Source organism: Aquirufa sp. ROCK-SH2 (assembly GCF_054558315.1).
This window is the reverse complement of record NZ_JBPXKB010000003.1, coordinates 20,636-45,491: the sequence shown is the minus strand read 5'-3', so window position 1 is coordinate 45,491 and position 24,856 is coordinate 20,636. Positions and strand designations below refer to the sequence as shown.

Sequence of the window (24,856 nt, the reverse complement as noted above, 5' to 3'; positions counted from 1 at the left end):
GTATTTTAAAAGAATAATCCTTCGTTTAAAGCGTTTAATGAATCGTTTTTGTATTTAGCATCTACCAAAAGTGAAATATTGTGTTCGGAAGCTCCATAAGAAATCATTCTGATTGGAATATTTCTCATTGCATCCAACACTTTAATGGCAATCCCTTCTTTATCTGCATAAAAATTACCCACAATGCAAATAATCACTTGATTCATATCTGGATCTTCTAAATCAGCAAATTCTCTCAATTCGCTCATAATAGCATCCAAATTTTGAGTATTATCGATTGTGACTGAAACAGAAACCTCAGAAGTGGTAATCATATCCACCGGTGTTTTGTATTTTTCAAATACTTCAAAAACACGTTTCAAGAAACCATAAGCATTCAACATTCTGGTTGAATGAATATAAATAGCAGTAATATTATCTTTGGCAGCAATGGCCTTGATTTCTGTGTCCGTTGATTTTTCAGAAATTAACGTTCCATAAGCACTTGGCTCCATTGTATTTTTCAAACGAACAGGAACTCCTTTTAATTTCGCAGGAGTAATGGTACTTGGATGCAAAATTTTTGCGCCAAAATAAGCTAATTCAGCTGCCTCCGCAAAACTTAATTCACGAATCGGAAAGGTATTTTTAACAATTCGAGGATCATTGTTATGCATCCCATCGATGTCTGTCCAAATTTGAACTTCGTCCGCAGCAATAGCTCCGCCAATCAATGAAGCAGTGTAATCAGATCCTCCTCTTTTTAAATTATCGACTTCTCCCGCTGGATTCCGGCAAATAAATCCTTGCGTAATAAAAATTTGCTTGTTTTTGTGTGGCGCTAAAATAGCTACCAAATTGGTTTCTATTTTAGACAAAACTGGTTCGTTGTCCTCATCAATCACCATAAAATCCAAAGCAGGTAACAGCAAAGAATCCACTCCTTCTTCTTGCAAATAAGCTTCAAAAATTTGGGTAGAAAGCAATTCACCCAAAGCAACCATTTCTTTCTCCTCTTTGGAAGTATATGGTGCGGTAGCAATCAATTGATCAATAAATGAAAACTCTTTTTCAACAATCGCTTGGCCCTTCGCTAGTCCAGCTGGAGTTGCATACAATTCTTGTAAAAAAGAATCATAGTGCGCCTTCAACACATTGGCTTTTTCTTTGGCTTCGCTTATATTTTTTGAGATTAAAGATTCAGATATCGACAAAAGTGAATTGGTGCTTCCTGATAATGCAGATAATACAACAATTTTAGGTTTTCCGTCCTCTGTAATTAGTTGACGAATTGATTTCATTCTTTCTGGCTTTCCAACAGAGGTTCCTCCGAATTTCCAAACTTGCATAATAATCTATTTTGATTTTATAAACCTAACATTTTAATAGCGGTAAACGCCGCTTCATCTCCTTTATTGCCATGAATTCCCCCTGCTCTTGCCAAAGCTTGTTCTTGGTTATTTGGAGTTAATACTCCAAAAATCACAGGCTTATCATACTTTAAACTAACATTAGTGATTCCTTGAGCTACTGCGTGACAAATAAAATCAAAATGCTTTGTTTCACCTTGAATCACACATCCCAAACAAATCACAGCATCAATTTCGGGTCTTTGAGCCAACTTCTGTGCTCCTAAACTCAATTCAAAGCTACCTGGCACCTCCGCTCTAAAAATATTTTCAGCCTTTGCACCATAATTTATTAAGGTATTATAAGCGCCTTCATACAAGGCATCTGTCACCTCTTGATTCCATTCTGAAACCACAATGGCAAACTTTTTAGCACTTACATCTGGCAAATTCTTTGCAAGAAATTCACTTAAATTTTTATCTGCAGAAGACATATTATTGTATTTAAAACAAGAAGGGATAAGAACTGCTGCTCTTATCCCCTACCTTATATTTCGAAAAAATGATTATTCAGAGATTGAGCTTTCTAATTGAGCTTTGTATTTCTTTGCAGGAATCGACTCAGACGACTGCGGAAATTTCTCTGTAATTTGTGTGTAAACATCTAAAGCTTCTTTCGACTGTTTATTTGATTCATAAGCCGTAGCTAATTTCAGCAAATAAGTAGGTGTAAAGAATTTGTTCGCTTTATAATCAGCCGCTTTTTGATAATATTCAATGGCCTCAGTGTAAGATTTTTTCTCAGAATAAGCATCTCCAATTAAAGAATAAGCTCTTGCTTGTACCAACAAATCTGTACTGCTAAAGTTTTTTAATTTCTCGATTGCTTGATCAAACTTACCTTGTTTTAAGAAGGTAATTCCTAAATACAAATCAGCTAAATTTTGCGTATTCCCGCCAAACTCATCTGAAATTTTAGATAAGTCCTTGACAGCAGTAGATAAAGAATCATTTTCAAAAGCATAAACCGCTTTGAATAACTTCTTTTCTCCTTCAGCATCTTGTGAACTTGTATAATATTTGTAACCAAAAGCTGCAGCAATAATTGCTACCACGGCTACACCAATTCCAATAAGAGATGATTTATTTTTTTCAACTAAACCGGTTACTTTGTTGAATTCCTCTTGAAGCGCCTCTGGGCTTTCTATAATTTCAATTCCTTCTAATTTTTCTTTCTTTGCCATAACTGTCTTTATCAGGATTCTTTTTGGAGTTATCATTCTTTTGAACTTTCAGTCAAAAGGAATGCAAAATTATAAAATCTCTTTCATTTTTATCAATTTTATTAGAATCTTTTACGTTTATTTTTACATAATCTTCCTAAATTGTCGTTTATTCCTATTAAAGACTACTATTTTATTTTTTATGACATTCAATAGAACCTCCCAATTTCAAAAAATTCAAGAAAACAACTCAACCTATGATGTATGTATTATTGGTGGTGGCGCAACAGGTGCAGGTGTAGCACTAGATGCCACATTGAGAGGGTATAAGGTTTTATTGATTGAAAAAGGCGATTTTGCTGGCCAAACTTCTTCAAAATCGACAAAATTAGTTCATGGAGGAGTTCGATATTTAGAACAGGCTGTAAAAACATTCGATTGGCAACAATTCAAAATGGTGTATAAGGCCTTGCATGAACGACAAATCATGCTAAAAAATGCTCCCCACTTGGCTCATCCTTTGGGATTATTAACTCCTTGTTATTCTTGGTTCGACAGAATTTATTACCGAATAGGAATGTGGATGTATGATAAAATAGCGGGTTCAACCAATTTGCAAAGTAGTAAGGGATTGAGCCCAAAAGAAATGTCTCATTTAATTCCCGCCCTAGACACACAAGGAATGAAAGGGGGAATTTTGTATTTTGATGGCCAATTAAATGACGCCAGATACGCTTTAGCTTTGGTACAAAGTGCTGAAAAAATGGGCGCGACCATCCTAAATTACGCTGAACTAAGTCAATTTACGCTTAGTCCCAAAAGTTTAAAAATAAAAAAATTAACCTTCAAAGATTCCCTTTCAGGTACAGAACACGAAATTTCAGCCAAAGCATTCATCAATGCTACTGGCCCATTTACGGATGCTGTTCGCAAAATGGCGAATCCAAAATTGCACCAAAGAATGAAGGTGAGTCGCGGTGCTCATATCGTACTGAAAAAAGAATTTTGGCCTGGTGAATTATCACTTTTAATACCTAAAACGGATGATGGCCGTGTGGTCTTTTTAATTCCATGGAGAGATTACATCTTAGTTGGTACTACAGATGAAGCGGATTCCTTAAAAGAAAGTCCGGTAATCAAGGAAGATGAAAAAACATATCTATTGGATTATTTCAATCGTTTTGCCAAAAGAAAAGCAAGCATGGAAGACATCTGTTCCGATTTTGTTGGACAAAGGCCTTTACTCCAAGAAGCTTTACAATCTGCCATGAAAACGGACACAAAATCCATCGTTCGTGACCATGAAGTGGAATTTGATCAAAGAAGTAATTTGATCAGTATCATGGGTGGAAAATGGACCACTTACCGAGTGATGGCAGAAGATACAGTTGATGTAATGGAAAATGAAATATTTGAAAAAAATAAATCCAAATGTACCACCCGAGATTTCACTTTAGAGGGCGGGCATATCATCAATGAACAAGCAATTCAGGATTTTGCCAAAGAAACATCTCTTCTTCCCAAAACAATCGAGCATTTGAAAGAAATATATGGCTCTAAGACTTTGGAAGTTTTAACTTTTTGCCAACAACAAAAAAATGGTCTTCAACCAATTTTAGCTGATGAGCCTTATTTAAAAGGTGAAATTGAATACTTAAAAGAAAATGAAATGGCCACCGATTTAGAGGACATTCTTCAACGCCGCTGGGGGATCGAAATTAGGGATAAGGAATTAGCGGAGAGGATTAAGAAAAAACTATGAATTATGAATTATGAATTATGATTTTTGTAAAACATTTCATAATTCATAATTCATAACCCATAATTATTAATATTCGTCTTCATTAAAGAAGAAATCATCTTTTGTTGGATAATCTGGCCAGATTTCTTCAATACTTTCAAAGGGTTGACCATCATCTTCCAATTCTTGTAAATTTTCAACCACTTCTAAAGGTGAACCTGTACGAATTGCGAAATCGATTAATTCATCTTTCGAAGCAGGCCAAGGTGCATCTTCTAAATAAGAGGCAAGTTCTAGTGTCCAGTACATAATTAGTATATTTAAACCGTAAAATTGAATGAATAATTAAATCCTTCGGCTAATTACAAAAAGCCTTCGGACTGCAAAAGTAAAATAAAATTATATTTATAAAAGATTTATTGATAAATTTTAAAAAAATATATTTTCTCAGTTAAAATAGCGTAAAAAATAAGCCATGATTGTTGAATCCATAAAAGTTGAAGTTTGCTCCTATTCCCTATTTTCTACCATTTCAGCGGATCGAGCGGGGGCACATCGAGTTGAATTATGTGGTTCTCCTTGGGAAGGTGGAACAACTCCTTCTCTGGGATTAGTCAAGGCTTCAATTGCCTCCTCCAACATCGAAATTCATACGATGTTACGTCCGAGAGGCGGAGATTTTTGCTACGATTCCTTTGAAAAAGATACCATGCTTTTTGAAATTGAGTCACTAATAAAAATAGGTGTTCATGGAATAGTGGTGGGTGCACTTTTACCTAATGGAGATGTCGATTACCCTTTTATGGAAAAGATCAAAGCGAAAGTTGGCTCTTTGCCTCTCACCTTTCATCGAGCCATTGATGTTTCCAAGGATCCCTTGGAAGTATTAAATGCACTTGTTGACCTTGGATTTACGCGAATATTAACCTCTGGATGCAAAAACAAAGCCCATGATGGCATTGAAATGATTGCCGAGATGGTCAATGAAAGTCAAGGAAGAATAGAAATCATGGCAGGCAGTGGTGTCAATCCAATCAACTGCCTAGATTTTGTTTCAGCTGGAGTAAATGCCGTTCATTTGAGTGCAAGAACTACCAAAAACTCCTTGATGGAATATCGCAGACCTGGCATTTCGATGGGTGGAGTAGCTGAAATTTCAGAATTTGAAATTGCTTATTCCAACGAAGAAATCATTCGAGAAACTGTCCAAAAAATCAAAGCTATCTAACTATTCATGCGAATCAAGAGTCAAAATTTCAAATTTTTATTTCTCTACTTACCGCTTCTGGCCTCGGATACGCCCAGCCAACGCTATTTCTTCTTTTTTCAAACTTATCAATGAACTTTTGGTTAATCCCAACGAAAGATTTGAACGTAGCGGTAGGCGGAGCTTTGACAATGTGCATGGGCGATGTGCGTCAGGGTCAAAGAAAATAGCCAAGAGCGAAGTGAAAATCGGTCAGCTTGCTGATTCGTCTTGGATTAACTTGCGACAAATACGTTTTTTTGTTTCTTTTTTTTCAAAAAAAGAAATACCATAGAAAATGAATTAGCCAGAAAATTGCATTGTTGGCCGGGAAAAATGTAATTAAATTTTATCTAGCCACAATTATTAGAAAAGATCCTGAATTTTAGTTTTTAACCCTTGATTCGCATTATTCGTATAAGTTTGATTCTACCCATTCATTTTGAGGCACTCGATTGATGTCATACAAAGGAACATTGTTTCTTTGGTAAGTAGGAATTGAGAAATCTTTCGAATCAGGGCCACCCTTTTTATAACTATCCAATAATTTCGCAAAACGAACTTCTTCGCTTTCAACAATATTGGAGTTTTGTTTACTTTCAAAATCTGAAAAGTCGAAGGTTTCACCTGGGGTCAATACGGGATTTTCAGCAGATCCATAATGACTTGTATCGTCGAAAAGGAATCCATCCAAGGCATTTTGTTCATGCTCAAAGCCTGCTGCAATGACAGTTAAATATAAATCATCCCCAAGAGTTTCATCGGTAGAAAATCCAAATTTTACCATGTCCGCTTGCGTGCTTACGCGCGCCATTAGATAATCTACAATGACGGATTGTTCATCCATTCTTAAATCCTTGTTACTACTCGTTGCAGCAGTAATCAAAATACGCTTTGCCCCTTTGATTTCTTGAGAATTCAACAAAGGAGATTCCAACGCTTCTGTGATTGAATCCAATGCTCTATTTTCGCCTTTTCCTAAAGCGGAGCTCATCATCGCCTGACCCGCATTTTTCAACACTTTCTTTACATCCATAAAGTCCGTATTGATATCTCCAGGTTTTGCGATTACGTCTACCACACTTTTAACTGCTTTGGCTAAGACATCGTCGGCTTTAGCAAAAGCATCTTTCACCGCTAAGGACTCATAAATTTGAGCCAATTTATCATTCATAACCACTAAAACCGTATCGCAATACGTTTTTAATTCCTGAATACCGTTTAATGCGTATTGAATTTTATCTCTTCCTTCCCATGAATAGGGAGCTGTAACAACTGCCACAGTCAGCAATCCTTTTTCTCTAGCAATTTCTGCAATGACAGGCGCTGCTCCAGTACCCGTTCCACCACCCATACCTGCGGTAATGAAAATCATTTCAGTCCCAGGTGTCAAAACAGCCTCAATCTTGCCCTTACTCTCCAATGCTGCTTTCTTTCCAACTTCAGGGTCTGTTCCAGCACCTAAACCTTGATCGCCTAATTTAATTTTCGTTTTTACAGGATTGGAAGCCAAAGCCTGTGAATCCGTATTGCAAATAATTAAATCAGCTCCTTTGATCTTCATGTTGTCCATGTGGCGAACCGCATTGGATCCTCCGCCACCAATACCAATAACTTTTATAATGGATTTGAATGACGATTCTGGTACTACTTCAAAATTGTGATCAAAGAAAGAAGGACTATTGTTACTCATTTTATGGGTATTTTAGAATACAAATTTTGCAAAATTAATAAAATAAGGGAATATTTAATCGTTTCCCCAACGCCATTCTCCACCTAATTCTAAATCTCTCTTCAAGTTTTGTTGAATGAAAAAATCGCGAGTGGAATAAAAGTCTAAACGTTGCGTCGGAAATTTGGGCACATTGGCCAAACCATACAAAAGCATGGCAGTATATTTAACCGTATTTTTCAATTCTTTTTCATTCACCAAATTAAAACCGTCACAGTTGGCATGGTAGCAATCTACCACTCCTTTTCCCAATCTACCCATCGGTGTACTCGCTGCAATTCCTTCCATTAAAAACGATTGATTATCAGAATGTAAGCCTGCTGAATTGATTTGTTGATTTTCAAAATTGCCATCGATGGATTTAATTTTATCACCTATTTCTTTCAAAAGAGGTAATAATTCTTTTCTCCCTCCTGCATTAAAACCATGCACATCATTTGTCATATCTAAATTGACCATATACACTATTTCATCCAAATCACCATTTTGCTTGGCTTTTTGAATATAGGCTTTGGAACCCAATAAGCCTTCCTCTTCTCCCATAAATGCCACAAATTCAATGGTGCGCTTACTCTTTAATCCCAAGGCCTTAAATGTTCTAGCAATATCAATGACAGAGAATGAACCAATTCCATTATCAATCGCGCCTTGAGCTAAATCCCAAGAATCTAAATGGCCGCCAATCACGATTTTCTCGTGTTTATATTTACTATTATCTCCTTTTAAAGTGGCTATGATATTTCTTGCCTTGATGGGTTGACTTACATTGTGCATTTCAATCATCGACAATAATCCAGGTTGAGATTTCAACCAATTACGAATTTCTGTTCCACTTTCCCACGAAACACAAACTGCCGGAATGGAAATTAAATTTCCTGTAACAGAAGCTGTTCCTGTTAATAAAACTTGTCCTTTTACGGTATTCACAAAAATAACTCCAACCGCTCCATGCTCTATGGCTAAAGCAGTCTTTTCAGAACGGTGAATATTTTTTTCTCCAGCCTTTGGCTCTATTAAACCAATATTCATTAAAACAACTTTACCCTTAACTAAATCCTTTTTCTCAAGAAAATCGCCATCCAATCCATTTCCTACATCAATGATATTACCAGTAATATTGGCTTCAATCGGCGTCATGGCCAAAGAAACAACAGGTACATCTCTAAAATCATCCGATTTTGGTGGAGCAATGGATAAAGTAACAGTATCTCTCGCCCAAGCTTCTACTTGAAATGATTGGTATTTTGTATCTCTAAATCCGTATTTTTTAAATAAAGAATAGGCGTACTCTTCTGCTTTTTTGCCTTTTTCACTCCCCGTCAAACGATGGCCCATGGTATTACAAGCAAATCCAAGATTAGAATAAGCTTGTGAATGCTGATTTACTTCATCATTGATTCTTTTAAAGACATTTTCCCAAGATTCTTCGCCTATTAATGGGATAGAACTAGTTGATAAGAATAAGATTAAAAAGGCAGAAAATATAAGTAAAATTCGGTTCATCGAGGAAGATATAATTAAAGGTAATTTATAATCAGAAATTTAGTTCTTTTTGTGTTTTTATGCAAATGTTTTATAGTTTTGAAAAACTGTTAATTTAAACCTATTCACATGAGTTCGATTTTCGCTGGCGAGTTAGCCGGAACTGCTACCCTACTGTATATTGGAAATGGCGTGGTTGCCAATGTTTTATTAAAAAATACCAAAGGTCACCAAACGGGATTATTGGCCATCGCTGCAGCTTGGGCATTTGCTGTTACAATTGGCATTTTTGTTTCTACCTATTTTGGTAGTCCAGGCGCACATCTAAATCCCATCGTTACCATAGCGGAATCTGCAAAATCTGGTGATTGGAGTTTATTCACAACTTATGTAGGTGGACAAATTTTGGGTGCCATGTTGGGTCAATTATTGGTTTGGATTCAATATAAACCACATTATGATATCACGGAAGATGCTGGGGCAATCAAAGCTTCTTTTTGCACTGATCCTGCCATCAAAAACACGACATTCAATTTAATTTCAGAAATATTACCCTCTGCATTGATCGTTTTCGCATTAGGAACCTTCTCTTCCATTTCACATGGATTGGGACCATTTTTAGTAGGAATATTGGTTTGGGCAGTAGGCTTAGGTCTAGGTGGAACCACAGGCTATGCGGTCAATCCGGCTAGAGACTTAGGTCCCAGAATCCTGCACGCCATTTTACCAATCAAAAACAAAGGAGGAAGCGATTGGTCCTACGGCTGGATTCCTGTTTTAGGGCCCTCTTTAGGTGCATTATTGGGTGTATTTCTATTATCATTAAAATAAGTAATCATGTATATTGGATCTATCGATCAAGGAACCACGAGTTCCCGTTTCATTATTTTTAATAAATCGGGAGAAATAATCTCCATGGGTCAAAAAGAGCATGAGCAAATTTATCCACAAGCAGGATGGGTTGAACATGATTCAGCTGAAATTTGGAAAAATACACAGGAAGTCATTGGATTAGCCTTGGGCAAAGCCAATTTAACCGCCAATGATTTATCCGCGGTTGGAATCACCAACCAAAGAGAAACAACAGTTGTTTGGAATAAAAAAACAGGAAAAGCTTATTACAATGCCTTGGTTTGGCAAGACACTCGTGTAGGTTCTGAATTAGCAGAGCTTGCCAAAGATGGAGGGACAGATCGTTTTAGAGCCAAAACGGGACTACCATTGGCTACATATTTCAGTGGATTAAAATTAAGATGGTTACTGAATAATGTGCCCAATGTCAGAGAAGATGCCGAAAAAGGCGAGGCTATTTTTGGCAATATGGACACTTTTATTGCTTGGCATTTAACAGGAGGAACGGAAGGTGGTATCCATATCACAGATGTTACCAATGCGAGTAGAACGCAATTAATGAATTTAGAGACTTGCCAATGGGACGATGAAATTTTAAACGTGTTGAACATCCCTAAACAGATGTTACCAGAAATAAAATCTAGTTCTACCGTTTATGCAAAAGCCAAAGGCGTATTGAACGGAGTTCCCTTAGCTGGTATCTTGGGTGACCAACAAGCTGCATTGGTAGGACAAACATGTTTTGATCCCGGACAAGGCAAAAATACCTATGGAACGGGTTGTTTTATGTTAATGAACACAGGAACAAAAGCCATTCCATCTCAATATGGCTTATTAACCACTGTTGCTTACCAATTGGGCGACGAGCCTGTGCATTATGCCTTGGAAGGATCTGTGGCTATTACAGGTGCCCTAGTACAATGGTTAAGAGATAATTTAGGCCTTATTCAAGATAGTGTAGAAATTGAAACATTGGCCGCAAAGGTAGAGGACAACGGAGGATGTTATTTTGTCCCTGCATTTTCAGGGCTTTATGCTCCATATTGGAAATCTGATGCCAGGGGTGTTTTGGTAGGACTCACAAGGTATATCAATAAATCACACATTGCGCGTGCTGCATTGGAAGCAACCGCTTTCCAAACATGGGAAGTTTTGGAAGCCATGGAAAAAGATGCAGGCATTCCCATCACTTCACTGCGTGTAGATGGCGGAATGGTTGTGAATGAATTATTGATGCAATTCCAATCGGACATCATAGGACAGGAAGTCATTTGTCCAAAAATCATTGAAACTACCGCCTTGGGTGCCGCTTATGCCGCTGGTTTAGCGGTAGGTTTTTGGGAAAATTTAGAGGATTTGAAGAAAAATTGGGCGATTAAACATCGCTGGAATTCTCAAATGCAGCCTGAAAAAAGACAACATTTGCAACACCAATGGAAAAAAGCTGTTACGAAGAGCTTTGATTGGGCAGAAGAATAGTTGATGTAAGATGTAAGACGTATGATGTAAGATGTATGACGTATGATTTAAGATGTATAATATTTAATTCTACATTCTTAATTCTACATTCCTCTTACATCATACATCTTACGTCTTACATCTCAAATCCTCCTCACTTTCTCCACATTAGCTCTTGTTGTGCCATAAGCAGGGCAATTTGTACTTTGCGAGCATGAACTAACAACAAAGGCTGTAAGTAAAGCGATAGCGATTAATTTTTTCATATAAAATAGATTAGACTGACGTCAATTTAGCTTTTTTATTACTTGTGGCGTTGGTTTCTGGTACGATGGCATCTTTTTTGACATCATTATATCCTAGAATTGACAACATTGAATTGCTTGTTTGTTCTTCAGAGAACAACCTTGTTGTAATGGTTCCATCTTCCAAACGGTCTACAATCACATGTTTAGGTGCTGGAATTAAACAATGTTGAATTCCACCATAACCTCCCAAAGATTCTTGGTAAGCGCCGGTATGGAAAAATCCGACAAACTGTCTTTCCGATGCCTCCTCAAAAATAGGCAAGTACAAATCGGAACTATGCGCCTCCGTATTGTAAAAATCCATCGAATCACAAGTAAGACCTCCTAAGTTGACTTTTTGGTAAGGAGAACTCCAATTATTCACAGGCAACATGATGTATTTTTGGTTCATTCCCCAAGAATCTGGCAATTGAGTAATGAATGAACCATCAATCATATACCACAACTCTTTATCATTTTGCAACTTTTGGTCAATGATTTCATACAATACCGCACCACTTTCACCTACAGAATATGATCCAAATTCAGTAAAAATATTGGGCACTGGAACATTGTTTTTATTACAAATCCAAGAGATAGATTCTACAATTTCATCTACCATTGCTTGGTAATCGTAATTGAACTGCAAAGAAGTTTGAATTGGAAGACCACCCCCTAAATCGATGGAATCTAATTCCGGGCAAATCTTTTTCAATTCACAATATTTATAAATAAAACGACTCAATTCAGACCAATAATAGGCACTGTCTTTGATACCCGTATTGATAAAAAAGTGAAGCATTTTCAAATTAAAACGAGGATTCGGTTTAATTTTCTCTTCATACAAAATGCTTACATCTGAATATCTAACACCTAGTCGAGAAGTATAAAATGCAAAATCAGGCTCTTCGTCTGTCGCAATGCGAATAGCAATGTTTACCTTATCGGCGGTCACGGACTTTTCGTAAAAATCAATTTCCTTTAAATTATCTAAGATCGGAATACAATTAAAACCTTCATTGATTAATTCCGAAATATATTGGGTATATAAAGGTTGTTTATAGCCATTGCACAATATATAGGTCGATTTTGAAATCTTTCCACGTTCGTGCATATCTCGAATAATCGGGATATCGAAAGCAGAACTAGTCTCTAAATGTACATTTTGTTGTTCTAAAATTTCTTCCAAAACAAATGAAAAATGGGATGATTTTGTACAATAGCAATAAGTATAATTCCCTTTGTAATTGTATTTTTTGATAGCATTTCTAAACAAAAGCTTGGCATTTTCGATATGCTCACCAATTTTAGGCAAATAAGAAATTTTCAACGGAGTACCATATTGCTTGATGATTTCCATCAAAGGAACATTATTAAACAACAATTCATTGTTTTCGTTGATGTTGAATTCACGCGTAGGGAATTCAATGGTTTGATCAATTAGATCGACGTAATTTTTCATTTACTTATACCAAAAATTTAAATCATTTGTTTTTGACTCGTGTAAAAACGTGCAAAACTGCAATAAAAGTATGTACTTTGCAAACTATTCTAAAAATGTTATATGCCAAAAATTCATTTTATTGCAATCGGAGGTGCTGCGATGCACAATTTAGCATTAGCTCTTAAAGCAAAAGGGTACCAAATTACAGGTTCCGACGATGAAATTTATGAACCTTCCAGAAGCCTTTTAGAAGCAAATGGGATACTTCCAAGTGCATTTGGATGGTTTCCAGAGAAAATCACTACTGATCTTGACGCCGTGATTGTAGGGATGCATGCAAGAGCCGACAATCCTGAATTATTAAAAGCACAAGAATTAGGCATCAAAATTGAATCTTATCCATCTTTTTTATTCGAGGAAAGTAAAAATAAACAAAGAATTGTTATTGCAGGTAGTCATGGAAAAACGAGTATCACTTCCATGATTTTACATGTTCTAAAAACCCTTGGTAAAAAATTCGACTATCTTGTTGGAGCAAGAATTGAAGGTTTTGAGTTAATGGCATCACTTTCAGATGCTCCAATTATCATCATTGAAGGGGATGAATATTTGGCATCCCCAATTGACCGAAGAGCTAAATTCCTATTATATCAGCCTCATATAGCATTAATTTCAGGAATTGCTTGGGATCACATCAATGTTTATCCCACTTTTGAATCCTATACAGATTCCTTCAAAAATTTAATTCTTGAATTACCCAAATCAGGAAGCTTATTGTTTGATGAAACGGATAAGGTTTTAAAGGAATTAACTGAATTTTGCCCTGAGCATGCTCAAAAAACAGCTTATTCAGCTCATCCAGCCAGCATAAAAAATGGAAAAACCATTTTAAAAGGAGAAGATGGGATCAATTATGAAATTGCCGTATTTGGAGAACATAACTTAAAAAACATCAATGGTGCCCGATTAATTTGTGAGCAAATTGGAGTGGGCCAAAGTGAGTTTTACCAAGCGATACAATCTTTTAAAGGTGCTAGCAAACGACTTGAATTAGTAAAAGAAAGCCCAGATAGCATCATTTACAAAGATTTTGCGCATGCCCCTTCTAAGGTAAAAGCAACAACAGAAGCACTAAAAATGCAGTATCCTGACAGGAAATTATTTGCCTGTTTGGAGCTACATACATTCAGCAGCTTGAATCCTGCCTTTTTACCCCAATATGAGCATACACTAGATCAGGCAGACACTGCTGTGATTTATTTAAGCGAACATGCCCGTGCCATCAAAAAAATGGACCAATTGGATGAAAAAGATGTGCAGAAATATTTCAATCATCCCAATTTAAAGGTCATCAGAGAACCGGAACATTTATTGAAATTATTACAAGAACAAAATTGGAAAAACCAGAATTTATTGATGATGTCTTCTGGAACGTTTGATCAATTGGATTTTGAATCTTTGTAGGAAGAGAGAAAAGAGGAAAGAGAATAAATTATTTCCTACTTGCTTGATTAATGAACTAAAAGTTCAATCCATAGTATGCACTCGGCACAGCCGAGCGCCTTGTTTTCTCTTTTCTCTTTTCTCTTTCCTCTCTTCTCTCTTCTTCTATGCATTCAAAATGGCATCTAACTCAGTTTTGAAACTGGTCAAGAGCATTTCTTTCATGCTAATTTTACGCTTTTGCGTATTGATTTTACTTTGAACAGGCTTTTCTGCGATTGTACCATCCTCCTCAGAATCTGCTATGAAAATCTCCAATTCACTACGCTCCTTTTTAGTCATGTAGTCCATTTGGTTAATCATAATCTTCAATTGTTCCAATCTTGGTTTTTCATTCAAAGCTGGATGACGGTAAGAAATAACACGCAATAAATAATTCATCTCGAATATTTTATCACATACATTTCTGAATCGCTCGGCTAAATTACGATCAATTGTTTTTACTTGTGCCGTAATTTCTTTCCACTTAACTAAATAAGCTTTGGCTAATTCTGCGGTGGCAACAATATTGACTTGGTCTTTCAGTTTACCTTCTAACTCGACCATCATGTTGGTTAATTCATGAACTCGAGGGTCAATTCTAGGTTTTACTTCAATTCCCTTAATTCGATTATATTTCTCGAAGAACATTTCATTGGCCTTCTTGAAATTTTTCCATAACATGGATTGCTTTTTAGGAGGCAAACCCATGACGGTTTTCCACTCTCTTTGTAATTCTTTTACTTTGATAACGGAGTCATCTATATCTTCTGCTTTTCTCAATTGATGAACTGAATCAATAAAACCTTGAAGCTTCGCAATTTTTTCATCAATGATTCTATTTTTCTCTTCAAAGAAGGCTCTCCTGCGAAGAAAAAATCCGTCAACAATTTCTTGAAATTCAGCATTCAAAGCATCTTGTAAAGGCTTTTCAACAGGCCCCGTTTTCACCCATTTTGCTTTAACTTCAAGCAAACGATCGGTAGCATTGGTAATATCCTCTTCAGAAGCAATACTTTTAGCATCTTCTACTAAAGCACGTTTAATTTCCAGATTTTTCACCTGATTGTTCGCAATCAAATCTTTCAAGAATACTTCTAAACGATCTAATTCAGCAAACAATGGCACAAAATCACCTAGCCCGTCAAATTCAGCTAAATAAGCTTTCATCTGAATTACTTTGGTTAAAAACGACCCTTTGTTTTGAACTTCTTCGACTTCCTTAGACAAAGCAGCTACTTTCTTTTTTGCTAATTCAAAGCGATTAACAAAATATTCCAAGGCTTCACTTTCGGTGTTGCGAACAAAACCAATTTCTCTCTCTGGGAAATTCAAATAAGCATTGATAAAAACTTTGCCGTCGCGGCAAAATCCGAATTGATTAGATAAGGCAGAATCCATATGTAAATTAAAAGAGCTTCAAGCAATACCTTGGCTCAATAAAGGTTAAAATTATTAATTGGGTAAATTATTTTTGTTAAGAGAGCAAATCTATATAATTTTTCATATAAATCTAAATTTTTCTACCTTAAAAAATCTTTTTATAAGTTCTTATAGCTTTAGAATGAAAATCCTTTCAATGAAATTGCGATATTTGTCTTTTTAAAATTAAAAAAACATATGAGTAACGAAACGATCATCTTTTCAATGGAGCGTGTGTCCAAAACCATTCCTCCTCAGAAAACAATTATAAAAAATATTTACTTAAGTTTTTTCTATGGTGCCAAAATCGGAGTTTTAGGTTTAAATGGTTCCGGAAAATCGACTTTATTAAGAATCATTGCAGGAATAGACAAGTCATATACGGGTGATGTAGTTTGGTCACCGGGTTACAGTGTTGGTTTATTGGAGCAAGAACCTGATTTAGATTTAAACAAAACTGTGCTGGAGGTCGTAGAAGAAGGTGTGGCCGAAATCAAAAACCTTTTGAAGGAATTCGATGAAATCAATGAAGCATTTGGTGATCCAGATGCAGATTTTGACAAACTATTATCTCGCCAAGGAGAAGTACAAGAAAAATTAGATCATTTTAATGCTTGGGAATTAGACACTCGCTTAGAAAAAGCCATGGATGCGCTTCGTTGTCCGGATCCTGAAGCAAAAATAAGTACCCTTTCTGGAGGTGAAAAACGTCGTGTAGCGCTTTGTCGATTATTATTACAAGAGCCTGATGTATTATTATTGGATGAACCGACCAACCACTTGGATGCAGAATCTGTTTATTGGTTAGAAGAGCATTTAAGACAATACAAAGGTACTGTGATTGCTGTAACACACGATAGATATTTCTTAGACAATGTTGCGGGCTGGATCTTAGAATTAGACCGTGGTGAAGGTATTCCATGGAAAGGTAACTACACGTCTTGGTTAGAACAAAAACAAAATCGTTTAGCTCAAGAAGAAAAAACAGAATCTAGAAGACAAAAAACCCTTCAAAGGGAATTAGAATGGGTTCGAATGGCTCCTAAGGCTCGACAAGCTAAATCCAAAGCTCGTATCGGTGCTTATGAGAAGTTATTGTCTGAAGAGAATAGACAGAAAGAAGATAAATTGGAGTTATTTATTCCTGCTGGCCCAAGATTGGGTAATAAAGTCATCGAAGTTCAAGGCGTTTCTAAAAAATTTGGAGATAAATTATTATTTGAAAATTTAAGTTTTAGCCTACCTCCTGCCGGAATTGTTGGTATCATTGGACCCAATGGAGCAGGAAAAACGACTTTATTCAAATTAATAACTGGACAGGTTCAACCTGATTCAGGGACTTTTGAGGTTGGAGACACTGTTCAATTGGCTTATGTTGATCAAGAACACCATCAATTGAAAGCAGAAAAATCGGTTTATGAAACCATTGCAGATGGAAATGATTGGATTATGTTGGGTGGCAAACAATCCAATGCCCGAGCTTATGTAAGTAAATTCAATTTTGGGGGATCTGATCAAGAGAAAAAAATTGGCAACTTATCGGGCGGAGAAAGAAACAGAGTTCACTTAGCCATGATGCTAAAAGAAGGAGCCAACGTACTTTTACTAGATGAGCCTACCAATGATTTGGACGTAAACACGCTGAGAGCCTTGGAAGAAGGTTTGGAAAACTTTGCAGGTTGCGCAGTAGTTATTTCTCACGATAGATGGTTTTTAGATCGGATTGCTACCCATATTTTAGCTTTTGAAGGAGATTCACAAGTGACCTATTTTGAAGGTAATTATTCAGAATATGAGGAAGCAAGAAAGAAAAGATTGGGGAATGATTTGACTCCAAGAAGAATACGATACAAAAAATTGCAATAAATTGAGCGTTTTTTAAATACAAAAACATGGATTCAAGAAATAAAATAAATGCTGTCATTGAGGAGATGGGGAAAGTCGTTGTTGGACAAGAACGATTGATCAATCGATTGTTGGTTGGTTTATTTACAGGAGGCCATGTTTTATTGGAAGGGGTACCTGGTTTAGCTAAAACCTTGACCATCAACACCCTTGCTAAAATTCTTGATTTGCATTTTCATAGAATACAATTCACACCCGATCTACTTCCTTCGGATTTGGTTGGAACGATGATTTACAATCCTTTAAAATCAGATTTTGAAGTAAAAAAGGGACCCATTTTTGCTCAAATTATTCTAGCAGATGAAATAAATCGCGCTCCAGCCAAAGTACAATCGGCCCTTTTAGAAGCCATGGCCGAACGACAAGTAACGATTGGAGATACAACTTATCAACTAGACAGTCCATTTTTGGTATTAGCGACGCAAAATCCTGTCGAACAAGAAGGTACATTCCCGCTTCCTGAGGCGCAAGTGGACCGTTTCATGTTAAAGGTTTTCTTGGACTATTTGAACAAAGACCAAGAACTTGAAGTCATGCGAAAAATGTCCAATTTGGACTTCAAATATCAACCCAAGGTTATTTTAAGCTTAAAAGATATCCATCAAATCCAAAAGGAAATCAATCAGATTACCATCAGCGAAACCTTAGAAAAATACATCATTGAACTAATCTTTGCAACCAGAAATCCAGCTGATTATGGGTTGACAGAAGAAGTCAATTACATCCAATTTGGAGCATCTCCTAGAGCTAGTATTCATTTAAATTTAGCTTCAAAAGTACTTGCCTATTTAGAAGGCCGAGATTATGTTTTACCGGAGGATATCAAAGAAATGGCGCCGGATGTACTAAATCATCGGATTATTTTAAATTACGAAGCAGAAGCTGACAACATTACCACAACACAAATTATTCAAACCATTTTAAGCTCTGTTGCGATTAATCGTTAAATTTTTCTGACCATTTAATCTGTTTGACTAAAAATCAAATGAGTTGAATGGATGCTATTCAAATTATCAAACAACTGAATTTATTAACACGTAAATTGCAGGGGGTAAGGGGACGCATTACCCCTTAAAAAAAGAAAATCAGAATCCCTAATTCAAAACTTATAATTTCAATCAATTAGTTGATTTCAAATCCAGAATTTCAACAAAAAAATCACCCTGCTCAAAACAAGTAAAAAAAAGTCAAATTCTTCTTTCGAAGAAAGCACTCTTTATAATCATGAAAAAACACTTCTTTTTACTCGCTTTGAGCCTTCTGATTTTCAGTTTTGTAGAACCTGAACCCATTCGTGTTTTCTTAATTGGCGATTCCACTATGGCCAATAAGCAACCTGCAGATTATCCAGAAACAGGTTGGGGAATCCCATTTCGACTGTTGTTCAACGAGGCAGTTGAAGTTCAAAACCACGCCTATAATGGAAGAAGCACTAAAAGTTTTCGAACAGAAGGACGTTGGCAAAAAGTTTTTGAACAAATAAAAAAAGGCGATTATGTCATCATTCAATTTGGCCATAATGATGCAAAATTATCCGATACATCTAGATATGCGGAAGCACAAACAGACTATAGAAAAAACCTAACAAGATACATCCAAGAAACAATATCCAAAGGAGGAATTCCAATTGTGTTAAGTTCCATACAAAGAAGAAAATTTGATTCATTGGGACATTTTGTAGATCAACACGGAGATTACCCAAGAGTCGCCAAAGAAGTTGCCACGAAAGAAAAAGTCTTGTTCATTGATATGGAAGCTAAATCGCGTGCGTTGATTGAAAAATTGGGTTTGGACGCTTCTGAAAAAATATTCCTCCATTTACCGCCGGGAATTTATAAAAAATATAAAAAAGGGGTCAGCGATGATACTCATTTCACCGTATATGGTGCACAAATTATGGCAAATTTCGTGGCACAAGGAATCGCGGAATCCACAGAACACTTGAAAAGCTTTTTGAAAAAATCTGCATTCAATCAAAAATATCAATTTGAAATACCTGTCGTTTCGAAACCCGTTTTTAAATTAGATACCCTGAACATTAAAAATTATGGGGCAAAAACTGGTCCAACCTTCAATAATGCAATAGCTATTCAACAAGCAATTGATCAAACCCATCAAAATGGTGGTGGCGTAGTACTTATACCCAAAGGACTTTGGGTTTCAGGCCCAATTGAATTGAAATCAAACGTAAATTTACATATAGAACAAGGTGCCATTTTACAATTCTCAGATAATTCAGCAGATTATCCATTAGTAAAAACATTTTGGGAAGGTGTAGAAGCCATTCGTGCACAATCACCCATTTCCGGAAAAAATGTAAGAAAAATAGCCATTACTGGGCAAGGGGTCATTGATGGTGCAGGAGAAGCTTGGCGACCCGTTAAAAAGCAAAAGCTAACAGCTGGAGAATGGGAGAATTTAGTTCAAAGTGGTGGTGTTTTGAATGAGAAAAAAGATACATGGTATCCAACACAAAGGGCTTTGAAAGGATCTCTAAATCCATTGTCAGGTAGAACGGATGCAGGTTTCAACTTGGAAAATGCAACTGAAATCAAAGAATTTTTACGGCCCAATTTATTGAGTTTAATTCAGTGCGATGAAATCATTTTAGATGGTTTCACCATTCAAAACAGCCCTGCTTGGACCATCCACCCTTTACTTTGCACCCATGTTACAATGAGTAATTTGATGGTCAAGAATCCCTGGTATGCACAGAATAGCGACGGTTTAGATATCGAATCATGTGAATATGTCAATGTCAATAATTGCAAAATAGATGTCGGCGATGACGGTATTTGTTTGAAATCAGGTAAGGACGAACAAGGTAGAAAAAGAGGCAAACCAACAGCCTATGTCAACATTGAAAATTCACAAGTTTTTCACGGACATGGCGGAGTAGTAGTTGGTTCTGAAATGTCAGGAGGAGTACATGATATATTTGTTGACAATTGTCAATTTTTAGGAACCGATGTAGGACTACGATTCAAAACAGCTAGAGGACGAGGTGGAATCGTTGAGAATATCTATATCCAAAATATTGCGATGAAAAACATAGCTGGAGAAGCTATCATTATGGATATGTATTACCAAGGTAAAGACCCTGTTTCAACCTTTGGAAATGGCAGTGAAGAAGTTAAAGCAAAACTAGAACCCGTTAATGAAGGAACTCCTCAATTTAGATCTATTTATATGGATAATATCCAAGTTAAAGGCGCAGCAACTGGAATCATGTTGAGAGGACTACCTGAAATGCCCATTAAAGATATTCACATGAGTAATTTAGCCATAGAGGCCAAAATACCAAAAAAGATAGTTGATGTGAAGAATGTGGAAATACCTATTTCCTTGTTATCACCAAACTAGGTTCAGCCATATATCTTCCGGAACGGGAGCCATAGAGTGCTAATCCATTGGGTAATGAGGCTGGAACTTCTAATCGAATACGTAGTTTTCCAGTGTAAGAAGCCTCTTGCCAAGCTAATTTTGGCAAACTAGTTTGTACCCAGTAGCCATAAGTACCAGCTTCATCTAACTCGTGATTTCTAGCTTGGTAAAACCAAGATAAAACACCCTGATGATCTGCAGGATCATCTTCCAATTCAACCGTACGGCAAAATTGATTATTAGCGAATATTTTAAGTAAAGAAGGGGTTTTCGTCAAATCTGTTTGCGGATAAGCATTTGGGTTTTTACCTGGATCTGCCGTTCCTTTGCCCAACATGTAATCGCCATTCATGCTACCTGAATTGATTCGATCTTTTCCTAGCAAAGGCTTCGAGGAAGCTTCAACGAAGAAACTAACCTGCAAAACAGAGTCTTCTACTAAACCTTTTGGCCATTCAAATTCATATTCAAAAAAGCCAAAGCCTCCACCATTCATTTTATTTCCTAAAACTCCTGTCCATTGTTTTTCGGACCAATTTGCTCCAACATATTTTCCAACAGGTACAGAAATGACTTCTTGTTTTTTATTGGCAGGTTGAGTATTACCATTTTCAACCAGAATGTTCACAAAATTTTGGTGTAAAACTTGTCCATTCGAATCTTCCAACACAAAACGCAATGTATTCAATGATTTATCTTTGGGCAATTCAATGATTACTGAATCCAAGGCCTGAATCGTCCAAGCTTTCCAGGTAATCTCCTTACTTTTTGTCCACCACGATTTCTTTTCGCCCCAAGAAGTTTGGCCATCAAAGATATATTTCAAAACAAGTTTTTTAGGCAAATCGATTCGATTGGTTAAAGCAGACAAACTCAATGGAATTTTAATCTTATCTCCTGCATTTCCTGCAAAGGCAATTTCTTGACCTGTGGACAAATAGAACTCGGAATGCAAATCTTTCAAAGTCATACCTGGAGCAAGAGCCCCCAAACCTGTTTCTTTCTCAGAACGATCAAAACGGTAATAACCATTCCACTCGTTAATCACATCATGGTGCTCGGTATATAACCAACCCGCCACTTTTAAATGATTCCTAAATGAATTCATTGATTTGTGATAATCCCATGTATAATCCACATCACCAGTGCTTCCCGTGTATCCCCAGACATTCCCAAACTCAGAATTAATCATAGGTTGTTTTCCCTGCAAATATCCTTTCTCAAAGTTTTTAGTACTTCCAGCATAAGTACTATCAGATAAATTCTTCAAAAAGTTATCCCACTCGTAACCGGGTAAATAGGAATGCCAAGAATGAATATCTGTTTCCGTATGCCCTTTTCCACAACAGATAGAATTATCTTCCACCAAACGGCTGGGATCTAATTGCTTTGCTAATCGATAAACAGAGGCTACCCATGTTTGAGTTTCAGGTAAATATTGAGCTTTTTTATTCCCCATTTCATCTTTGAAATGAGAAATCAGACCCCATGTTTCATTGAAGGTAATCCAAGAAAAGATTGCTGGGTGATTGAAATCCCTGTTAATCATTTCTTTCAAAGTGTATTCCGACTCCTTTCTCATATCGGCATCTGGCTCACCCCAAGAATTAGGTAGATCAGCCATGACCAATAAGCCCAATTTATCAGCCCAATACAACTTCCTAGGAACTTCTACTTTTATGTGAGTTCGAATTCCATTCAAACCAATTTTCTTACTTCGGATAATTTCATCTCGCATGAATTCATCCGTTGGAAATGTATAAAATCCTTTGGGATGATAACTTTGATCCAAGGCTAATTGCAAATAAACTGGCTGATTGTTGATTGAAATATAAGGGATCTCTGAATTCGGAAGATTTTGAACAGAAATTTGCCTCATTCCAAAATACCCATAAAATACATCTGCCCTATCCCCATCACCTACGGTAACTTGATAATTATACAAATATGGGTCTTCCAAACTCCACAAATGAACATTGGATATAGGTATTTCAAATTCTAAAAATTGACTTCCTTTAGGAATTATTTTGTGGTTGGTAATACCTTCTCCACTTTGAATATGTGTTTTTATGTACACATTCTCCTTCGCAATTTCAGGCAAAATTGCTTTGACTTTGATCACCGACCGATCAATATCGGGCTGGATTTGAAAACCTTCAAGGTAATTTTCACCTCGTGATTCTAGATAAACGGTTTGCCAAATTCCTCGGGCATTACCATAACCCTGTTTACCGTACAGCGTAAACATTCGGCGTTTATCATCCACACGAATTACCAATGATTGCTCTTTATTATATTTGATATACTTGGTTAAGTCAAATGAAAATGGAGTATAACCTCCTTCATGTACTCCTATTTTAACGCCATCTAAAAACACGGTCGTCTGCCAGTCAGAGGCCCCTACGACAATAAAAGTACGTTTTAAACTCCACGACTGATCTACTTTAATTTTACGCTCATACCAAGCAATATCCGCCTCATCTTTCACTTCAGATAATTCAGATCCCCAAGGGAAAGGCACTAAAATTTTATGAGAAAATAAATCACTTGATTTTTGCCAATCTTCTTTTAAACCTTCATTTTTCGGATCAAATGTAAAATTCCAATATCCATTTAAATTAACCCATTCTTTTCTTTCAAAATCAGGACGAGGATGCTCAGGCAATGGCTGTAAATCCTGCCCAAAGCTGTAAGTCGAAAAAATTAAAAGAAAAAGTAATAAATAAAAAAAACGCATTAAAGAGGCAGTAAAGAAAAACTATACAAAAAGTCTACAAAATTCGGGAAAAATTTTGATTGTAGCACCTTAATTTTAATATTAAAAGTAAATTTGTTCCATGAGTCAATTAGAAGAATTAAAAAAGAAGATTCCAACGCAGGTAACTGTATTAGGAGGTGGTAGCTGGGCAACAGCTTTGGTCAAGATTTTATCTGAAAATCAAGTTAAAATCAAATGGTGGATTCGCAGAAAATCAGACGTGGAATTTATTCGAAAATACAACCATAATCCCAGTTATTTAACAGACGTAGCACTTAACCCAAGAAAAGTTAAAACCTACCACAAAATGTCTGATGCATTAAACGGTGCTGAGTTTATTATTCTTGCCGTACCTGCTGCATTTATTCCAAGCACGCTAAAAGACTTAAACAAAAAACATTTCGAAGGGAAAAAAATCGTTTCTGCCATCAAAGGAATGATTCCGGAGGAAAACATGCTTGTGACCGATTGGATGGAAAGAGAGTTCAATCTTCCATTGGGACAAGCTTGCGTCATCGCAGGGCCTTGCCATGCAGAGGAGGTGGCTCTTGAAAAACAATCATATTTAACCATCGCTTCGCCAAACATAGAATTGGCACAAACCTTTTCCAATTTATTAAATAGTAGATTCTTGCAAGCTCATGCGATTGGCGATTTGTATGGGGTGGAATATTGTGCTGTGATTAAAAATATCATCGCTATTGCTTGTGGTATTACGCGTGGATTAGGATTTGGAGATAATTTCCAAGCCGTTTTAGTAAGTAACGCCATGCAAGAAATTAAAATATTCTTGGATGAGGTCTATCCTGAAAAAAATAGAGATTTGAATAGCTCTGGCTATCTTGGCGATTTGCTTGTAACCGCCTATTCACAATTCTCTAGAAATAGAACTTTTGGAAATATGATCGGCCGAGGATATTCCGTTAAATCTGCTCAAATTGAAATGAACATGATTGCTGAAGGATATTATGCTGTCAGAAGTATTTATTTGATTTCTAAACAGCACAATTTAAAATTGCCAATCATTGATGCTGTATATAACATAGTTTATGAAAAGGCAAACCCACAGACTGAAATGAATAAATTAAAAGGGTTTTTGAAATAACTTAAAG

Annotated in this window: 19 protein-coding genes; 9 read left to right on the top strand and 10 right to left on the bottom strand. The window is 36.4% G+C overall.

The features are described from left to right. Positions 1-5: 5 nt before the first annotated feature. The 3 genes from V7S79_RS07335 to V7S79_RS07325 all read right to left on the bottom strand — a co-directional run bounded on the left by V7S79_RS07335 (position 6) and on the right by V7S79_RS07325 (position 2,572). Positions 6-1,328 carry an aspartate kinase gene (locus tag V7S79_RS07335; RefSeq protein WP_459489922.1) on the bottom strand — a complete coding sequence of 441 codons (1,323 nt, stop codon included), beginning with the start codon at positions 1,326-1,328 and terminating at the stop codon, positions 6-8. A gap of 17 nt (positions 1,329-1,345) precedes the next feature. After that, positions 1,346-1,822, bottom strand: coding sequence for a 6,7-dimethyl-8-ribityllumazine synthase (gene ribH / locus V7S79_RS07330; RefSeq protein ID WP_459489921.1), 477 nt, complete (start codon positions 1,820-1,822; stop codon positions 1,346-1,348). Positions 1,823-1,894: 72 nt separating this feature from the next. After that, the gene (locus V7S79_RS07325; RefSeq protein ID WP_459489920.1) at positions 1,895-2,572 is read right to left on the bottom strand and encodes a tetratricopeptide repeat protein; all 678 of its coding nucleotides are present in this window, start codon (positions 2,570-2,572) and stop codon (positions 1,895-1,897) included. Between the two features lie 181 nt (positions 2,573-2,753). On the opposite strand from V7S79_RS07325, the gene V7S79_RS07320 reads away from it, so the two are divergent. Beyond that, the gene (locus V7S79_RS07320) at positions 2,754-4,313 is read left to right on the top strand and encodes a glycerol-3-phosphate dehydrogenase/oxidase (protein ID WP_459489919.1); all 1,560 of its coding nucleotides are present in this window, start codon (positions 2,754-2,756) and stop codon (positions 4,311-4,313) included. Between the two features lie 66 nt (positions 4,314-4,379). Here the strand turns inward: V7S79_RS07320 and V7S79_RS07315 are convergent, their stop codons facing one another. Beyond that, positions 4,380-4,601 carry a DUF2795 domain-containing protein gene (locus tag V7S79_RS07315; protein ID WP_130895915.1) on the bottom strand — a complete coding sequence of 74 codons (222 nt, stop codon included), beginning with the start codon at positions 4,599-4,601 and terminating at the stop codon, positions 4,380-4,382. Between the two features lie 166 nt (positions 4,602-4,767). Here V7S79_RS07315 and V7S79_RS07310 point away from each other — a divergent pair, with 166 nt between their 5' ends. After that, complete coding sequence (locus V7S79_RS07310; protein ID WP_459489918.1) at positions 4,768-5,520, top strand: copper homeostasis protein CutC; 753 nt, start codon at positions 4,768-4,770, stop codon at positions 5,518-5,520. Positions 5,521-5,947: 427 nt separating this feature from the next. Here V7S79_RS07310 and ftsZ read toward each other — a convergent pair whose 3' ends face one another. Next, positions 5,948-7,231, bottom strand: coding sequence for a cell division protein FtsZ (gene ftsZ, locus V7S79_RS07305; RefSeq protein ID WP_459489917.1), 1,284 nt, complete (start codon positions 7,229-7,231; stop codon positions 5,948-5,950). A gap of 54 nt (positions 7,232-7,285) precedes the next feature. Next, positions 7,286-8,773, bottom strand: coding sequence for a M20/M25/M40 family metallo-hydrolase (locus V7S79_RS07300; RefSeq protein WP_459489916.1), 1,488 nt, complete (start codon positions 8,771-8,773; stop codon positions 7,286-7,288). Between the two features lie 108 nt (positions 8,774-8,881). On the opposite strand from V7S79_RS07300, the gene V7S79_RS07295 reads away from it, so the two are divergent. Next, entirely contained in the window at positions 8,882-9,583 is a 702-nt protein-coding gene (locus V7S79_RS07295; RefSeq protein WP_459489915.1) for an MIP/aquaporin family protein, read from the top strand. 6 nt (positions 9,584-9,589) lie between these two features. Beyond that, entirely contained in the window at positions 9,590-11,083 is a 1,494-nt protein-coding gene (gene glpK, locus V7S79_RS07290) for a glycerol kinase GlpK (RefSeq protein WP_459489914.1), read from the top strand. 122 nt (positions 11,084-11,205) lie between these two features. Here glpK and V7S79_RS07285 read toward each other — a convergent pair whose 3' ends face one another. Both V7S79_RS07285 and V7S79_RS07280 read right to left on the bottom strand, forming a co-directional pair. Beyond that, positions 11,206-11,328 (bottom strand): hypothetical protein, encoded by a 123-nt coding sequence (locus V7S79_RS07285; RefSeq protein WP_459489913.1) that lies wholly within the window; start codon positions 11,326-11,328, stop codon positions 11,206-11,208. 10 nt (positions 11,329-11,338) lie between these two features. Continuing rightward, on the bottom strand, positions 11,339-12,811 hold the full coding sequence (locus tag V7S79_RS07280; protein ID WP_459489912.1) for a type III PLP-dependent enzyme domain-containing protein: 1,473 nt from the start codon (positions 12,809-12,811) through the stop codon (positions 11,339-11,341). A 102-nt stretch (positions 12,812-12,913) separates the two neighbouring features. On the opposite strand from V7S79_RS07280, the gene V7S79_RS07275 reads away from it, so the two are divergent. Next, positions 12,914-14,257: a UDP-N-acetylmuramate--L-alanine ligase gene (locus V7S79_RS07275; RefSeq protein ID WP_459489911.1), complete on the top strand. Its 1,344-nt coding sequence runs from the start codon at positions 12,914-12,916 to the stop codon at positions 14,255-14,257. Between the two features lie 144 nt (positions 14,258-14,401). On the opposite strand, the gene V7S79_RS07270 is transcribed toward V7S79_RS07275, so the two are convergent. Continuing rightward, positions 14,402-15,676 carry a DUF349 domain-containing protein gene (locus V7S79_RS07270; RefSeq protein ID WP_459489910.1) on the bottom strand — a complete coding sequence of 425 codons (1,275 nt, stop codon included), beginning with the start codon at positions 15,674-15,676 and terminating at the stop codon, positions 14,402-14,404. 219 nt (positions 15,677-15,895) lie between these two features. Between V7S79_RS07270 and ettA the strand changes: the two genes are divergently transcribed. The 3 genes from ettA (at position 15,896) to V7S79_RS07255 (ending at position 20,965) form a co-directional block, all read left to right on the top strand. After that, positions 15,896-17,563, top strand: coding sequence for an energy-dependent translational throttle protein EttA (gene ettA, locus V7S79_RS07265; RefSeq protein ID WP_459489909.1), 1,668 nt, complete (start codon positions 15,896-15,898; stop codon positions 17,561-17,563). Positions 17,564-17,589: 26 nt separating this feature from the next. Further along, a complete protein-coding gene (locus V7S79_RS07260; protein ID WP_459489908.1) occupies positions 17,590-18,549 on the top strand; it encodes an AAA family ATPase in 960 nt (319 codons plus the stop codon). A 277-nt stretch (positions 18,550-18,826) separates the two neighbouring features. Continuing rightward, positions 18,827-20,965, top strand: coding sequence for a glycosyl hydrolase family 28 protein (locus V7S79_RS07255; protein WP_459489907.1), 2,139 nt, complete (start codon positions 18,827-18,829; stop codon positions 20,963-20,965). On the opposite strand, the gene V7S79_RS07250 is transcribed toward V7S79_RS07255, so the two are convergent. Further along, positions 20,940-23,723, bottom strand: coding sequence for a glycoside hydrolase family 2 protein (locus V7S79_RS07250; protein WP_459489906.1), 2,784 nt, complete (start codon positions 23,721-23,723; stop codon positions 20,940-20,942). The two genes, V7S79_RS07255 and V7S79_RS07250, sit on opposite strands and share 26 nt — an antisense overlap. 100 nt (positions 23,724-23,823) lie before the next feature. Between V7S79_RS07250 and V7S79_RS07245 the strand changes: the two genes are divergently transcribed. Then, a complete protein-coding gene (locus V7S79_RS07245; protein ID WP_459489905.1) occupies positions 23,824-24,849 on the top strand; it encodes an NAD(P)H-dependent glycerol-3-phosphate dehydrogenase in 1,026 nt (341 codons plus the stop codon). The last annotated feature ends 7 nt before the right edge of the window (positions 24,850-24,856 follow it).